This window comes from Nocardia sp. FBN12, assembly GCF_054031145.1.
On the sequence record NZ_CM132926.1, the window covers coordinates 3940738 to 3956307 of the forward strand.

The 15570-nt window shown below is 67.7% G+C and carries 16 protein-coding genes; 8 read left to right on the forward strand and 8 right to left on the reverse strand.

The window, feature by feature from the left end; all coding sequences use genetic code 11:
• Positions 1–40: 40 nt before the first annotated feature.
• Positions 41–1792 carry an acyl-CoA dehydrogenase family protein gene (locus ACWZHB_RS18865; protein ID WP_427903181.1) on the reverse strand — a complete coding sequence of 584 codons (1752 nt, stop codon included), beginning with the start codon at positions 1790–1792 and terminating at the stop codon, positions 41–43.
• 177 nt (positions 1793–1969) lie between these two features.
• On the reverse strand, positions 1970–3718 hold the full coding sequence (locus ACWZHB_RS18870; RefSeq protein WP_427903182.1) for a proline--tRNA ligase: 1749 nt from the start codon (positions 3716–3718) through the stop codon (positions 1970–1972).
• Between the two features lie 257 nt (positions 3719–3975).
• Here ACWZHB_RS18870 and ehuB point away from each other — a divergent pair, with 257 nt between their 5' ends.
• The 5 genes from ehuB to yaaA all read left to right on the forward strand — a co-directional run bounded on the left by ehuB (position 3976) and on the right by yaaA (position 7869).
• On the forward strand, positions 3976–4863 hold the full coding sequence (gene ehuB, locus ACWZHB_RS18875) for an ectoine/hydroxyectoine ABC transporter substrate-binding protein EhuB (RefSeq protein WP_427903183.1): 888 nt from the start codon (positions 3976–3978) through the stop codon (positions 4861–4863).
• A gap of 7 nt (positions 4864–4870) precedes the next feature.
• Positions 4871–5587: an ectoine/hydroxyectoine ABC transporter permease subunit EhuC gene (gene ehuC, locus ACWZHB_RS18880; protein WP_427903184.1), complete on the forward strand. Its 717-nt coding sequence runs from the start codon at positions 4871–4873 to the stop codon at positions 5585–5587.
• Positions 5584–6231 (forward strand): ectoine/hydroxyectoine ABC transporter permease subunit EhuD, encoded by a 648-nt coding sequence (ehuD, locus tag ACWZHB_RS18885; RefSeq protein WP_427903185.1) that lies wholly within the window; start codon positions 5584–5586, stop codon positions 6229–6231. The genes ehuC and ehuD overlap by 4 nt, the downstream gene beginning before the upstream one ends.
• 4 nt (positions 6232–6235) lie before the next feature.
• Positions 6236–6991, forward strand: coding sequence for an ectoine/hydroxyectoine ABC transporter ATP-binding protein EhuA (ehuA, locus tag ACWZHB_RS18890; protein ID WP_427903186.1), 756 nt, complete (start codon positions 6236–6238; stop codon positions 6989–6991).
• 131 nt (positions 6992–7122) lie between these two features.
• A complete protein-coding gene (gene yaaA / locus ACWZHB_RS18895) occupies positions 7123–7869 on the forward strand; it encodes a peroxide stress protein YaaA (RefSeq protein ID WP_427909220.1) in 747 nt (248 codons plus the stop codon).
• On the opposite strand, the gene ACWZHB_RS18900 is transcribed toward yaaA, so the two are convergent.
• The 3 genes from ACWZHB_RS18900 to ACWZHB_RS18910 all read right to left on the reverse strand — a co-directional run bounded on the left by ACWZHB_RS18900 (position 7859) and on the right by ACWZHB_RS18910 (position 9555).
• Positions 7859–8251 (reverse strand): VOC family protein, encoded by a 393-nt coding sequence (locus tag ACWZHB_RS18900; RefSeq protein ID WP_427909221.1) that lies wholly within the window; start codon positions 8249–8251, stop codon positions 7859–7861. The genes yaaA and ACWZHB_RS18900 overlap by 11 nt on opposite strands.
• A complete protein-coding gene (locus ACWZHB_RS18905; protein WP_427903187.1) occupies positions 8251–8532 on the reverse strand; it encodes an ArsR/SmtB family transcription factor in 282 nt (93 codons plus the stop codon). The genes ACWZHB_RS18900 and ACWZHB_RS18905 overlap by 1 nt, the downstream gene beginning before the upstream one ends.
• A gap of 78 nt (positions 8533–8610) precedes the next feature.
• Positions 8611–9555, reverse strand: a complete 945-nt coding sequence (locus ACWZHB_RS18910; protein ID WP_427903188.1) for a LysR family transcriptional regulator — start codon at positions 9553–9555, stop codon at positions 8611–8613.
• Between the two features lie 104 nt (positions 9556–9659).
• Between ACWZHB_RS18910 and ACWZHB_RS18915 the strand changes: the two genes are divergently transcribed.
• Entirely contained in the window at positions 9660–10349 is a 690-nt protein-coding gene (locus ACWZHB_RS18915) for a type 1 glutamine amidotransferase domain-containing protein (RefSeq protein WP_427903189.1), read from the forward strand.
• A gap of 47 nt (positions 10350–10396) precedes the next feature.
• Here ACWZHB_RS18915 and ACWZHB_RS18920 read toward each other — a convergent pair whose 3' ends face one another.
• Positions 10397–11026, reverse strand: coding sequence for an HD domain-containing protein (locus ACWZHB_RS18920; protein ID WP_427903190.1), 630 nt, complete (start codon positions 11024–11026; stop codon positions 10397–10399).
• A gap of 70 nt (positions 11027–11096) precedes the next feature.
• Entirely contained in the window at positions 11097–11933 is an 837-nt protein-coding gene (locus tag ACWZHB_RS18925; protein ID WP_427903191.1) for a CPBP family intramembrane glutamic endopeptidase, read from the reverse strand.
• A gap of 175 nt (positions 11934–12108) precedes the next feature.
• On the opposite strand from ACWZHB_RS18925, the gene ACWZHB_RS18930 reads away from it, so the two are divergent.
• Both ACWZHB_RS18930 and ACWZHB_RS18935 read left to right on the forward strand, forming a co-directional pair.
• Complete coding sequence (locus ACWZHB_RS18930; protein WP_427903192.1) at positions 12109–12753, forward strand: LysE family translocator; 645 nt, start codon at positions 12109–12111, stop codon at positions 12751–12753.
• Between the two features lie 22 nt (positions 12754–12775).
• Positions 12776–13618: an SGNH/GDSL hydrolase family protein gene (locus ACWZHB_RS18935; protein WP_427903193.1), complete on the forward strand. Its 843-nt coding sequence runs from the start codon at positions 12776–12778 to the stop codon at positions 13616–13618.
• A gap of 82 nt (positions 13619–13700) precedes the next feature.
• On the opposite strand, the gene ACWZHB_RS18940 is transcribed toward ACWZHB_RS18935, so the two are convergent.
• A complete protein-coding gene (locus ACWZHB_RS18940; RefSeq protein ID WP_427903194.1) occupies positions 13701–15518 on the reverse strand; it encodes a PucR family transcriptional regulator in 1818 nt (605 codons plus the stop codon).
• Between the last annotated feature and the right edge of the window lie 52 nt (positions 15519–15570).

The following is a 15570-nucleotide window of genomic DNA, read 5'->3' on the forward strand; positions in this document are numbered from 1 at the left end:
GAGCGACGGCGGTTTGCCCGACTACGCAGGCGACACCCAGCTACGGACGCATCGCGTACGCGCCGTCGTAGGCCTCCACCTGCTGCCACACCCGATCGAAGCGTTCCTTGTCGGCGACCGGGCTGCGCAGTGCACCGATCGCCCACGCACGCTGCGCCTCGGTGACCGACGGCTTGCCGAGCAGCGCCGAGGCCTGGGTGTTGAAGTCGCGGATCTGGAAGTCGAAGATCTGGTCGAGCACATCGCGGTCGAGCCCGGTGAGCTCGGCCTGCTCGAGGATCAGCTGGCCGTAGACCACCGTGGAGAACAGGTGGCCGATGGTCAGCATGAAGTCCAGGTCCTTCTGCTGGGCGGCATCGGGCGCGGCGGTGAGCAGCAGGGTACGCAGCGCCTGGGCCTGCTCGTAGAAGCGCGCCACGTTGGGCACCTCGGTGGCCCGCTCGTAGGCCGGGGTCCAGTCGGCGAACTGCACCTTGCCCGCACCGCGGGCGGGACCCTGCTTCCAGAAGAACTCCTGGTCGCCCGGCGCGAGGTCGGTGCCGATCTCCGGGTACTCGGCGGGGTTGAGCAGGTAGTTCGGCATGAACTTCAGGATCTGGCCCACGTTCACGTGCACGGTGCCCTCGAGGCGCGGCAGGTGGTTGATGTAGCGCGAGGCCTGCGCGAAGTAAGTGGCCTTCTCGAAACCCTTGGCCGCCAGCACATCCAGCAGCAGGGTCATCGCGACCTCGCCCTCGGAGGTGACCTTGGACTTGGTCATCGGGTTGAACAGCAGGTAGCGACGGTCCTCGAGCGAGGCGCTGCGGAAGTAGTCGACGGCGCGATCACTGAACAGCTTCATCGCGATCAACCGCGCGTAGGCGTCGACGAAGTTGCCGCGCACGTGACCGAAGTCCGTGACCGGGTTGCCGTAGAGGATGCGGTTGTTGGCGTGGGTGATCGCCTCGAAGAACGAGTGCTCCACCATGCCGATGCTGCCGTGGCAGAGATTGAACTTGCCCACGTTGACGGTGTTGAGCGCGGCCGAGAAGCCTTCCGGCCCTTCGTGCAGCACGTCGGCGGCGGTCACCGGGTAGTTCTCCAGCCGGAAGTGGCTGACGTACATCTGCCCGTGGATGACGCTCTCGACCAGGTGGTAGTCGTCGTGACGGCTGTCGGCGGCGAACCAGATGTAGCCCTCCGGGCCCTCGACGTCACCGCGCCGGGAGAACACCGACACCATCGAGGCGACGTTGCCGTTGCCGATGTAGTACTTCTCCCCGTTGGCGCGGAACAGGATGCCGGCCTCGGCGTCGGCGCTGCCCGGCTCGCTCGGGGTGAGCACCAGGTCGGTGTTGTAGATATCGGCGCCGTGGTCACGCTCGGACAGCGCGAACGCCATCACCTGACCGTCGTCGAGGTCGGCGGCGGCCTTGCGCTTGGCGATCTCGTTGTCGCTCTGCCAGATCGGGCCGAGGCCCAGGATGGTGACCTGCTCGGCGTACCAGTACGCGAGTCCGTAGAACCCGAAGATCTCCGCCAGCGCCGCGTTGCGCGCCGCGTCCCAGCGCTTGTTCGGGTCACCGTCGGCGTAGGCGGCCGGGGTCAAGAACGTCGCGAACAGCTTTTCCTTACCGACGAACTCGAGGAACTCCGAGGTCCACACCGCGTCGCGATCCTCGGCCAGCAGCTGCGCCTTGCCCTTGGACTCGAACCACTCGATGGTGGCCTTCAGCAGCCGCCGCGTCTCGGCGTCGAAGTGCTGCGGGTCGTAGGTGGCCGGGTTGAACAGCAGGCTGGGCGAACTCGTCATGCCCGCTAACTTATCAGCGCCACCGACTCGCCCCACCCAGCGCCGATCCCTCTACCTGCACTTTCTCCTACGTAACCGTAGGTTCACCGGCGAACACCGTCGTCGCGCCGACCGCGGCCGGACACAGCAATCGCGCTGCCCCACCTCGAGTGGGACAGCGCGATTCGTAGTACGAACTCAGCCGCGGATCTTGGCGGTGACCGCGCTGACGGCGTCTTCGGCCGGGATCTCCTCGGCTTCGCCGGTGAAGCGGTTGCGCAGCTCCACCTTGCCCTCGGACCAGCCACGGCCGATGACGAGAATCCACGGCATGCCGAGCAATTCGGCGTCCTTGAACTTCACGCCGGGGGACGCGGTGCGGTCGTCGAAGAGGACATCGAGGCCCTCGGCGTCCAGACCGGCGACGACGTGTTCGGCGCCGTCGCGGGCGGCGGCGTCCTTGTTGGCGATCACCACGTGCACGTCGAAGGGAGCCACTTCGGCGGGCCAGCGCAGGCCCTTCTCGTCGTGCTGCTGTTCGGCGATGACCGCGACCATGCGGGAGACGCCGATGCCGTAGGAGCCCATGGTGAGGCGGACGGGCTTGCCGTTCTCGCCGAGGACGTCGACGTCGAAGGCGTCGGTGTACTTGCGGCCGAGCTGGAAGATGTGGCCGATCTCGATGCCGCGGGCGGACACCAGCGGGCCCGCGCCGTCGGGCGAGGGATCGCCGTCGCGGACCTCGGCGGCCTCGATGGTGCCGTCGGGGGTGAAGTCGCGCCCGGCGACGAGCCCGACCACGTGCTTGCCCTGAACGTCGGCGCCGGTGATCCAGGCGGTGCCCTCGACGACGCGGGGGTCGACGAGATAGCGAACGCCGTTGGCCTGCAGACCCTTCGGGCCGATGTAGCCCTTCACCAGGAACGAATTGGCGGCGAAGTCGGCCTCGGTGAGCAGTTCCACCTCGGCGGGTTCGACGGCGGCACCGAGGCGCTTGTCGTCGACCTCGCGGTCACCGGGTACACCGATGCCGAGGATCTCGGTCTTGCCGTCCGGGTGGCGCAGCTTCACCATCACGTTCTTCAACGTGTCGGCGGCGGTCACCGTGCGGCCCAGCACGTCCGCGGAGTTGGCCCAGTCGACCAGCGTCGCGATGGTGGGGGTGTTCGGGGTGTCGTACTCGACCGCGGCGGCCTGGCCCTCGATGGGCAGCGGCGCGGGCGCGGGCGTGACCACGGCTTCCACGTTGGCCGCGTACCCGGACTCGGCGCAGGCCACGTAGGTGTCCTCACCGACGGGGCTGACGGCGAGGAATTCCTCGGACGCACTGCCGCCCATGGCACCGGAGGTGGCGGCCACGATCACGTACTCGACGCCGAGCCGGGCGAAGATCGTCTGGTAGGCCTTGCGGTGGGTGGCGTAGCTGTTGGTGAGACCGTCGTCGTCGATGTCGAAGGAATAGGAATCCTTCATCACGAACTCGCGGCCGCGCAGGATGCCCGCGCGGGGGCGTTCCTCGTCGCGGTACTTGGTCTGGATCTGGTAGAGCGTGACGGGCAGATCCTTGTAGGAGTTGTACTCACCCTTCACGGTGAGCGCGAACAGCTCCTCATGGGTGGGCCCGAGCAGGTAGTCGCCACCCTTGCGGTCCTTGAGCCGGAACAGGCTGTCGCCGTATTCGGTCCACCGGTTGGTGGTCTCGTAGGGCTCGCGCGGCAGCAGCGCGGGCAGGGCGATCTCCTGGGCGCCGGTGGCGTCCATCTCCTGGCGCACCACGTCGGAGACCTTGCGCAGCGTGCGCAGTCCGAGCGGCAACCACGAGTACACGCCCGGGGCGACGCGGCGGACGTAGCCGGCGCGAACGAGCAGTTTGTGGCTTGGCACCTCGGCGTCGGCGGGATCGTCTCGCAGGGTGCGCAGGAACAGGCGGGAGAGGCGGGTGATCACGGATGCACAGGGTAGTCCCTGGTCCGGGCACGGCGACAGCCGATTACCACCTGGGCGCGATCGGGCGCCCGAGAACCGGCCAGAACAGAAACGCGCCTATCAGGTTACCCATTACAATTCCGTTTGAATCATCAGATAACAACCTGATAACGTACCGCACCTGACAATTATGAGATGACTAGATTTTCTCGATAGGTCAATTACTCACTTACAACAGAAAATTGGCGGCGGACACGCTGCCCTTGCGAGAGGTCACAATGGCTGAGACGAAATCTATGTCGAAGCGCTGTACAGCAGTGTTCGCCGGTGCCGCGATGGTGGCCGCGGCCCTCGCCGGATGCACCAAGACCGAGACCACCGAGAGCGGCCAGCTGCTGCAGTCGCTGAAGGACAAGGGCACCGTCACCGTGGGTTTCGCCGGTGAGGCGCCCTACTCGTTCGAAGAAGGCGGCCAGCTCACCGGTGCCACCGTGGCCCTGCACAAGGAGATCTTCGCCAATCTCGGCATCAAGACCGTCGACGGCGTGCAGACCGAGTTCGGCGCGCTGATCCCCGGCCTGCAGGCCAATCGATTCGACGCGGTCAGCGCCGGAATGTCGATCTTGCCGAAACGCTGTGAACAGGCCTCTTTCAGCGAACCGGAATTCATGTACACCACCGCGCTGATGGTCAAACCGGGTAATCCGATGAATTTGACGGATATGCAGTCGATCAAGTCGAGCGGCGCGAAGATGGCCTCGATGACCGGTGCCATCGAATCCGACTACGCCAGCTCGCTCGGTATCGACGCCACCCAGGTGGGCACCCCACAGGACGGGATGGACGCGGTCACCTCCGGGCGCGCCGACGTGTTCGCGCTCACCGCGATCTCGCTGAACTGGCTCAAGAGCCACACCCCCAACGCCGCGGTCGACGTGACGCCGTCGTTCGTCGCCGTCATCGACGGCAAGCCGCAGGTCGGCGCGGGTGGCACGGTGTTCCGCACCAGCGATCCCGATCTGCTGGCCGCCTATAACGCCGAGCTGGCCAAGATCACCGGCGACAAGGACAAGTACCTGTCGATCGTCGGCAAGTTCGGATTCACCGAGCGCGAGCTGCCCGATCCGAAGTACACGACGGACGAGCTGTGCAAGGGCGAAATCTGATCCACGCATGAGCAATTTCGACGCGGTCCGCGATGCCTTGCCTTCGTTGTGGCAGGGCATCGCGGTCACGCTGGAGCTGACCATCGGCGGCGCGTTACTCGCGTTCGTCCTCGCCCTCGCCCTCGGCACCACCGCCCGCGTGCGCAATCTCGTGGCGCGCGGCAGTGCCCGGGTCATGATCGAGTTCTTCCGTGGCACTTCACTTCTGGTGCAGATCTTCTGGCTGTTCTATGTCTTGCCGCTGCTCGGCTACAAGCTCGACCCGCTGTTCTGCGGCATCCTCGCGCTCGGGCTGAATTACGGCGCCTACGGTGCCGAGGTGGTGCGTGGCGCGCTCAACGCGGTGCCGCGCGCGCAGTTCGAGGCGGCGGTGGCGCTGAACTTCAGTCCGTGGCAGCGGATGCGCCGAGTGCTGTTTCCGCAGGCCTGGGCGCTGATGCTGCCCTCGTTGACCAATCTGCTGGTCCACCTGCTCAAAGGCACCGCGGTGGCGTCCTACATCACCCTGCACGACCTGACCTACGAGATCGGTGACCTGCGCAAGACCACCAGCGACACGCTGTTCTCCTTCGGTGTCGGCCTGGTCATCTACTTCGTCCTCGGCTATGTACTCACCCTGGGCATGAACCTCCTGGAAACCCGCGCGAAGACCAAGCTCGGCCGCGGGGCGTCGCTCAAGGACGTCCTCAGCCTGGCGCCCGACGACACGAAGGTGGCCTCATGACCGCCGAATGGAGTTGGGAGCGCGCCCGTGAGGCGCTGCCGGTGCTGTGGGAGGGCTTCCAGATCACCCTGCTGGCGACGCTGCTCGGCTTCGCGCTTGCCGCGGTGCTCGGGCTGGTGATCGCGGTGATCCGGCGGACGACGCCGCGCGCGATCGCCGCGCCGGTGCACGCGGTGAGCGAGTTCATCCGGCTCACCCCGCTGGTTGTGCAGTTGCTGTTCGCCTACACGCTGCTCACGCAGTTCTCGGCGCTGCAGATCGGCATCGTGGTGCTCGGCATCCACTATTCGAGTTACCTGGCCGAGGTGTATCGCGCCGGGATCGAGTCGGTGCCGACGGGGCAGTGGGAGGCGGCGCGCGCGCTGTCGTTGCCGCCGCTGCGCACCTGGGGTGCGGTGGTGCTGCCGCAGGCGATCCGGGCGAGCCTGCCCGCGCTGGGCACCAACGCCGTCTCGATGTTCAAGGACACACCGTTCCTGTTCGCCATCTCGGTCGTCGAATTGGTGACCGCCGCACAGCAATTCGGGGCGCGCAACTTCGCCTACCTGGAGTCGATCACGCTGGCGGGCGTGTTCTTCCTCGTCGCCAGCTACCCGACGTCTGTGCTGATCAGAAGACTGGAGAAGCGACTTGCCTACTACTGACGAAATGATTCGATTCGATCAGGTGGTCAAACGCTTCGGCGACCTCACCGTGCTCGACCACCTCGATTTCAGCGTCGAGCGCGGTGAGAAGGTGACGCTGATCGGGCCATCCGGGTCGGGCAAGACCACCATCCTGCGACTGCTGATGACGCTGGAGACGATCAGCGACGGCGTGATCTGGGTCGACGGTGAACCGCTCACCCACACCCAGCGCAACGGAAAACTGGTGCCCGCCAAGGAGAAACACCTACGCGCGGTGCGGACCAAGATCGGGATGGTGTTCCAGCAGTTCAACCTGTTCCCGAACATGACAGTGATGGAGAACATCACCGAGGCGCCGATCCACGTGCTCGGCAAGTCGAAAGACGAAGCGCGCGAACGTGCTCGGCATCTGCTCGAGGTGGTCGGCCTGTCGGACAAAGCGAATGCGCATCCCTCGCAACTGTCGGGCGGCCAGCAGCAACGGGTGGCGATCGCGCGCTGTTGCGCGATGGATCCGAAGGTGATGCTCCTGGACGAGGTGACCTCGGCGTTGGACCCGGAACTCGTCGGCGACGTTCTCGACGTGTTGCGCACCATCGCCGAGACCACCGACATCACCATGCTGATCGTCACGCACGAGATGCGTTTCGCGCGCGAGGTGTCCGATCGGGTGCTGATGTTCGACTCCGGTCGCATCATCGAACAGGGTCCGCCGGAGCAGATCTTCGAAGCACCGACCAACGAGCGCACACGCAAGTTCCTGGAAGCGGTGCGCTGAACTCGGCGAGACGGGGCCGCTGACAGCAACGGCTCGGCCTGCGGCGGGGTGAGCGCTGGGCCCTGCCGCTGACACGGTCCGCGGCAGGGCGGGGCGGGGTGGTAGTTCCAGCACGATTACCGTTGACGATCGTGCTGGTGCTGCTACCTCCCTCCGAAACCAAATCCGACGGCGGATCGGGCGCGCCGCTGAACCTCGACGATCTCGCGATGCCGCAGCTCAGCCCGGTCCGCGACAAGTTGATCACCGAGGTGGTGCAGCTGGCGGCCGACCCCGCGCAGTCGGCGGCCGTGCTCGGCTTGGGCAAGGGCGCCGATGCCGAGGTCGCCCGCAACGCGAGCCTGCGCACCTCGGCGACGCGCCCCGCCTTGGAGCGCTACACCGGCGTGCTCTACGACGCGCTCGACGCGAAGTCGTTCACCAAGGTGCAGCGAGCCAAGGCCTACGCGCGCCTCGGTATCGGCTCGGCCCTGTTCGGCGCCGTCCGCGCCGCCGACCCCATCCCCGCCTACCGCCTCTCCGGCGGCACCAAACTCCCAGGGCTGGCGACCCTGTCTGCCGTCTGGCGCGATGTGCTGCCCGACGCCCTCTACGCCGAAGCTGGGGGCGAGCTCGTCATCGACCTGCGCTCGGGCACCTACCAGCAACTCGGCCGCGTCCCTGGCGCCATCACCGCCAACGTCCTCACCGAACATCCCGACGGTTCACGCACCGTCGTCAGCCACTTCAACAAACATCACAAGGGACTGCTGGCCCGCGCCCTTGTCCTCACCCGCGCCGACCCCACCGACATCCGTGCCGTGGCACGAGTCGCGACGACAGCGGGCCTGCGGGCCGAAATCGCCTCCCCCACCGAACTGCTGATCATCACTCGGTAACGGTAGCCATCAGCTGGATGAGGTTGCCGCAGGTGTCGTCGAAGACCGCGGTGCTGACCGGGCCCATCGGCGCGGGTGCCTGGGTGAAGAAGACGCCGCGTTCGACGAGGCGGGCGTACTCGGCATCGAGGTCGTCGACGGTGAAGACGATGACGGGGATACCTTCGGCGCTCAGTGCCGTTTTGTAGGCCTTGGCCGCGGGGTGCTGGTCGGGCTCGAGCAGCAGCTGGATGCCGTCGACGTCGGCGGGTGAGACGAGGGTGAGCCAGTCGAATTCACCGACGGGGACCTTGTCTTTGACCTGGAAGCCGAGCACGTCGGTGTAGAAGGCCTCGGCCTTGGCCTGGTCGTCGACGAAGACGCTGGTCACTCCGATGCGGATCATGAATCCTCCTTGGGGATGGGCCATCGCGTCGAAACAGCCCGTAGGGGCGCGAAATCGGCGTGATGGAACTTGTATCGACCTTGTCTGCGGGTGTGGACGAGACCGGATTCCTCGAGCACGCCCAGGTGCTGGGTGATCGCCTGGCGTGACGAGCTGATGTCGTGCTTGCTCACGAGTCTGGCGCACAGTTCGAACAGGGTCTGCCCGTCGCGATCGGCCAGTTCGTCGAGAAGTGCGCGTCGTGTCGAATCCGCCAGTGCGGTGAAAATGTCGGTCACGCTGCGCCCTCTCTGTCTCCCCTCGAGACCATAGGCAAGTGCGTGATTGCCTGTCAAGCGCAAGTAACTGCTTGCTTGTCAGGCGCCGCAACCCGCGCGCCACCCCTGAGCCGCCACCACCAGCCTCGCGCGCACCAGGTCGACGTGCGGTCGCGACGGCGCACCGACCCGCCGAGCCAGGAAGCCGGTGTTGATCGGCGGATCCGCGGGGTCGAGGAGGGTGACCAAGGTGCCGTCGGCCAGCTCCCGCCCGCACAGGTAGTGCGGAAGCACACTGATTCCCGCCCCTGCCGTGACTGCCGCGAGCACCGCGCGCAGATCGCCGACGATCAGGGCCGGTTCGGTTTCCAGACGGGTGCCGAATACGTGGCGCCAATAGCGCCGCAGAATCGGCAGGTCGGGGGCGTAGCTCACCAGCGGGATGCCGTCGAGCGCGATCGGGCCGTCGGCGAGCAGCCCGACGGTGTCGATGCGATCAGCGATCGACGGGGCGGCCACCAGCAGGAATTCCTCGTCGACGAGCGGTTCGGCCAGCACCGTCCGCCCACGCGGGCGAGTGGTGGCGAACACCAGATCCAGTGCGCCCGAATGTAATCGGGCGAGCAGATCGTCGGTGAGCCCGGTCGTGACGGTGAGCCGCACGCCGTCGGCGACCAGCGGCGCGAGCGCAGGCACCACCTTGGCGGCGAGCATTTCCGCGGGTCCGCCGAGGAGCACCGGCGGTTCGGGCGGCAACGCGCGGTCGCTCGACGCACCGGCGACGACCGTTTCCAGTGCGTCGAGCGGCCCGCTCACCCGCGCGGCGAGTTCGTGTCCGGCCGCGGTGGGTGTCACCCCGCGGGGCAACCGTTCGAACAGGGGTCGGCCGAGGTGCCGTTCGAGTGCCTGGATCTGCGTGGTCACGGTCGGCTGAGACAGCCCGACCTGGGCCGCGCCTGCCGTGAGCGAACCCGTGCGGAAGACGGCCAGGAAGGTCCGCAACTGCACCAGATCCATCGACCCATCGGCTGACCTATGTCTCATATAGGCGAGTCTATTGGTCAGGAGATGCCATCGACCCTAGCGTGGACGATGCGACCCGACGTCGACGCTCACCCCCGAGATCCGTTGAATGGAGAAGGAATCCGATGGCACACATCCTGTTCGTCCTGACCGGCGCCGACCACTGGACTCTGGCGGACGGCACCGAGCACCCCACCGGGTACTGGGCCGAGGAGTTCGCGGCGCCCTATGCGGCGTTCACCGGCGCGGGCCACACCGTCACCGTGGCGACCCCCGCGGGGGTGATCGCGCCGGTCGATCGCGGCAGCCTGGCCGCCGAGGTCAACGGTGGCCCCGAAGGCGCGGCCGCGGTGGCCGAACTCCTCGCGGGCGCGACAGAACTGCAGAACCCGATCCCGCTCGACAAGGTCGACCTCGCCGACTACGACGCCGTCTTCTACCCCGGTGGACACGGCCCGATGCAGGACCTCGCCGTCGACCCCGTCTCCGGCGCCCTGCTCGGCGCCGCCCTCGCCTCCGGCAAGCCGCTCGGCATCGTCTGCCACGCCCCCGCCGCGCTCCTCGCCACCGGCGACGCGGGCATCTCCCCCTTCGCCGGCTACCGCCTCACCGCCTTCAGCAATGCCGAGGAGACCCAGGCGGGCTTCGCCGACAAGGCGAAGTGGCTGCTCCAGGACCGCCTGGTATCCCTGGGCGTGGACTATCGCGAAGGCGACCCGTGGGCTCCCCACATCGAGGTGGACCGCAACCTCTACACCGGCCAGAACCCCGCCTCGTCGGCCCCGTTGGCCGCGGAAATGCTCAGGGCCCTCTGAGCCACACCTCGCGAGCCGTCAGTGTCGGGCCGGGCGGAAGCCGGGCATCAGCCGATCACCGCGGTGAGTTCGGCGAGTTCGGCAGCGAGGTTGGCGCGGGCGACGGCCTCGTAGCGATCGTGCGCGAGGTCGGTGCGGAACAGGCGGGGCTGGTCGGCCAGGTTGCGCAGTACCGAGGCGCGACCGGCCCGGAACAGATCGTCGGGCACGTGAGCGTATTCAGCCCGGATCGCGGTGGTGTAGGCGGCGTATTCCTCGGGCGTACCGCCGAGCACCACCAGGTCGGCATCACAGAGGACAGCGCCGTTCGCATCGCCCGGTTGCGGTTTGTGCCCACGGGTCAACACGACCAGCCGCACCACTTCCTCGACCAACGCCGGTGCGGCACCGAGCGATTCGAGAATGTCGCGGCCCAGATCGGCGCTGCGCTCCTCGTTGTCGGCGCGTGCGACGGCGTAGATCGCATCGTGGAAGAACGCCGCGTACCGCACGGCATCGATATCGGCTGCGGCATCGGCCAATTCGTCGATGGCCGCGAGCATCACCGCCAGGTGGGTACCGGTGTGGTAGCGCCGGTGCGGTTCGTTGTAGCGCCCCACCACACCGGCCCCGATTTGTTCGGCCTCGACGCCTGCCAACGCGATCCACCGGTCCATCAGGTTCTGTGACGCACTCATACAACAAGTTTCGTCGTCGGCACCGGCACCCACAACCCCCGATCCTTACTGTCATCCACCCCGAACAGTCCTATCGGGCGGCTCGGGGTCGCCGGGCGACGAGCTTCGCATCGCGCAGGAGCCACACCGCCGGGACCAGACAGCACAGCAGCGCGAACAGGCTCGCCTCCGGCCCGAACGTCGCACCGGTCAGCAGGTCCGGCCCGGAAAGGACGGTGCGCAGCAGGCCGGGTTCGACGTCAGCGCCGGACACCGCAGTGCCGAATACGCCGGACTCGGTGAAGTTCCAGGCGAAATGCAGGCCTATCGGCAGCCACAGCGACCGTGTGACGGTGTAGGCGATGGCCAGCAGCGCGCCGCCTTCGACCGCGATGGTCAAGGAGCCCCACAGCGTGGCGCCGGGGTTGAGCAAGTGGATCAGACCGAAGATCAGTGACGAGACCGCGATCGCGACGATGCTGCCGGTTCGTTCCTCCAGAATGCGGTGCACGACACCGCGGAACAGCAGTTCCTCGGTGACGGCCACCGAGGCCATCGAGCCCGCCACGCCCAGGCAAGCCCCGAACGAGCCACTGGTGACGTCGATGTCGGTGCACAGGGCCGCGAGCAGCATCGTCGCGAGGAAGGCCCCCGCGCCGAGAAGTGCGCCGCGCCCGAGCCCGCTCCACCGCCCAGCGGCGGCCAACTCCGTGACCTCCACCCGGTTCTCCACCTGCCGGGAAAGCCACGTGTAGGCGAAGATCGCCCCGATGGCCGCGCCGAGCCCGATCGAGAAACGCAGCACCGGCACGCCCGAAACGAGCGCGTCCAGTCCCCGGGCGATGATCAGCAAGGCGGCGGTACCGACGAGCAGGACCGGCAGCCGCAATCGCCGCAGCGGTGCTTTCCGCTCGGTGGGGATGGCCATCGAAATCCTCTCGCCGGTCGTGCAGTAGGGCGAGACTACGAACGAGCCGAGCCGAACCACATCACTCCGTGGGAGAGTTCCTCAGTAGTACTCGAGAGGGAGCCCGGCGCCCGCCGGAGGCCGGTCGCGAACATCTGGCGTGGCGCGCTCGGGGCGCGCCAGATAGCGTGGGGCGATGGTTTCCTCGGCCCATCTGGTTTCGTTCGCGGGTTTGGCGTTTCTGCTGGTCATCGTGCCCGGGCCCAGTGTCTTGTTCACCATCGGGCGCGCGCTCACCGTGGGGCGGCGGGCGGCACTGCTGACTGTGCTCGGCAATTCGGTCGGGGTGTACGGGCAGGTTGTCGCCGTGGCCTTCGGGTTGGGTGCGGTGGTGGCCGCGTCGGCGGCGGTGTTCACGGCGATCAAGCTTGTCGGCGCCGCCTATCTGGTCTACCTGGGTGTGCAGGCGTTTCGGCATCGTGGCGCGCTGCAGACGGCATTTCATGCCGAACAGGACGTGAGTTCGCACAGTCCGGCGGCGGCGTTGCGGGACGGTTTCGTGGTCGGGGCCGCGAACCCGAAAACGATCGTCTTCCTGGCGGCGCTACTGCCGCAGTTCGTGGACACCGCGCGTGGTTCTGTGCCACAACAGATGCTGATCCTCGGGCTCTGCATCCCGGTGTTCGGGCTGATCTTCGACTCGCTGTGGGCGCTCGTGGCAGGATCGGCACGGTCCTGGTTCGCGCGGTCACCGCGTCGGCTCGCCGCCGTCGGCGGTACCGGTGGCCTGGTGATGATCGGGCTCGGCGCGTCACTGGCTCTCACCGGCCGCAAAGACTGAACTACGACAGTCAGGATGTTCGATGAAGAGCTTGCTGCTCAGTGGCGCTGTGGCACTGATGTTTTCGATGCTCGTGCCCGCCACCGCGCAGGCCGGACCCGGGGCCACCTATGTCGCGCTCGGTGATTCCGGCGCGGCAACGACGGGTGCGGTCGATCTCGACGTCGCCGCTCCGCTGCGGTGCGTGCGTTCCACGTCCAATGCGCCCAAGCTGGTCGCCGAGAAGCTCGGACTGGCGCTGGACGACCGGACGTGCAGCTCGGCGAAGATTCCCGATCTGTACAACGCACAGGGCGCGGGTATCGCCCCGCAGTTCGACGCGCTCGGTCCCGCCACCCAGATCGTCACGCTGCACATGGGCGCCAACGATGCCGACATGACCGAGTACATCCTCGGCCACTGCCATGCGGGGGCGGTCAGCGGAGGGTGTGCCGCCGAGGCGGATCCGGAGTGGGACAACAAGATAGACGCGATCGCACCCGCCTACGCCGCCGCACTGGCCGAGATCACCCGGCTCGCACCGAATGCCACCATCTTCGTCGACGGCTGGCCGACCTACCTCACCAACACCAGCTGCCCGGCCATGCTCGGCCTGCTCCCCGCCGACGCCGCCTACATCCAGTCCAAGTTCGAACGCCTCAACACCGTCGTCGCCCGAGCTGCCGCCGACCACGGCGCGGTATACATCGATACCGTCACCGCCTCGCGCGAGTTCGGGATGTGCGCCGACCCGTCGGTCCGCTGGTTCGACCCCGTCCTGGCCGATCAGACCCTGCTCCCCTATCACCCCACCCTCGCCGGGCAGCGTGGCGTCGCCGACCTGATCGTCACCGCGATCGAAGCGAGCGGAGTTCTCGCCCGCTGACCCGCCGCGAGCGAGTCCGCCGCGGGATCGACGTCGACCATGGCAGTGCCATCACACCGAGCAGCCGAAGTGGGTGCGCCACTTACAGTTTGTCGCCCCCAGCCGTGAGCTCGCGAACCAGCAGGGCGGTGTGCAGGGAGGTGCGGGATTCGCCGTCGTCGAGGTCGACGGCGAGAATTCGTTCGATCCGGGCGAGCCGGTCGTAGAGGGTCGGCCTGCTGATGTTGAGCGCCTTGGCCAGCTCGGTCTTGTTGCCCGCCAGGTCGAGGAAACGGCGCAGCGTGCCGGTGAGGTCGGCGCCGTGTCGGATGTCGTAGCGCAACAGCGCGCTGAGCTCGGTCTCGGCGAAACTCTGCACGCCGGGCTCGTCGCGGATCAGCGAGAGCAGGCCGCGCAGCCGAATATCAGCGCTGCGGAAGAAGATTCGCGTGGTCGCACCGCGCATCGAGAGCGCCACCGCGGCCACCGCCGCCGCGTGTGCGAGCTGACCTGAGGTGTCGAGCAGCGACGTCGAGTCCGCGCCGACGCCGACGACCGCCCGCTCGACCCCGTCCACCCGGCGCACCTCGGTGAGCACAGCCGCGCACACCGCCGTCAGCGTCTCCTCGACGGCACCACCCTGCGAGACCGCGACGATCATCGCGACCCGCTCGACGCCACCTGCCCCCGGATTCCCCGCAGCTCCACCCCGCACGCCCGTCTCGAGACCACCACGCACACCGCCATCCCGCGCGGCAGGCCCGGGCTCACCCCGAACACCAGGCGCACCGCTACCCCGCGCGGCAGTCGCAGCGTCACTCCGTTCGGCGATCACGGGCCGGTCGGCGCCGGGCGAATCCACCGTGAACGGCTCACTGCGCCGCCCGGTCGCCCGGTGCTCGATGGCACTCAGCGCCGACACGCCGGTGAGCCCCAGACCGTGGGTCACCGCCTCGAGCAGGGCGGCACTGCGCCGCTGCCGGGCAACCGGATCCGGCTCGGCTGTCACCGCGATCTCGACGGCCGTCGGCACATAGCGGGCCCGCCGGGTCAACCCGAGCGCGGACGCACGGGCCTGAGCATCGCGTTCGTCGGTGACGCGTCCTTCGACCAGATCGTCGATGAGCCCGGTCTGAGCCTGCCGGTGCAGCCCGAAGCGGTCCTTGTCGATCATGCGGTGCAGGGTGAGCGTCTGCGCGGCGCGTTCGAGGACCATGGTGGCGCGGGGGGTCTGCACCTGCTCCGAGCGCAGGATCAGCCTGCCCCAGCGCTGGGTGTGCGGGCCGACCGCGACCACACCGGGCCCGGCGGGCAGCATCCGGGAGATCGATTCCCAGTTGTCCAGCAGCGCAGCCGAACTCGTGTGCCGTGCGGTGGCGGCCAACACCCGGTGGGCCAGGTCCTCCAGCACCACCGAGGCGTCGAGCATGCTCGCGGCCGTCTGCACGATCTCGGCCAGCGCGGCCCGGCGCACACTCAGCTCGGTGAAGGTCTCGTGCACGGTGCGCGCGAATTCGAGCTCGGCGTACTGGTCGGCGACGATGGCGCGGTGCACCGCCTCGGTGATCTCCACGAAGCGGGTCACCCGGTGCAGCGCGATCACCGGGAGGCCGAGTTCGGCGGCGGTGGCGGCGACGACAGGACCGAGCTCACTCACGTAGCTGCCGAGTTCGACGACCAGACCGGCGACACCGGCGTCGGCCAGTGATCGCAGGTAGGTGATCCTGGCTTGCTCCGGCGCGGCCAGCGCTTGGCCGGTGGTCAGGATCAGCTCCGATCCCATGAGGAGGCCGGCGACCGCGGCCTGGTCGCTGACGTGGACCCAGCGCACCGGCCGATCGAGGTTCGCGGCACAGATGACCTCCGGTTGCCCGGCCTGCACCACCGGCGTCGCGAGCACATCGGCCACAGTCAACAGCACCTACGAATCGTAATATGAAACCCGGAATCCCATACAGATCGTCGGCCGAGCA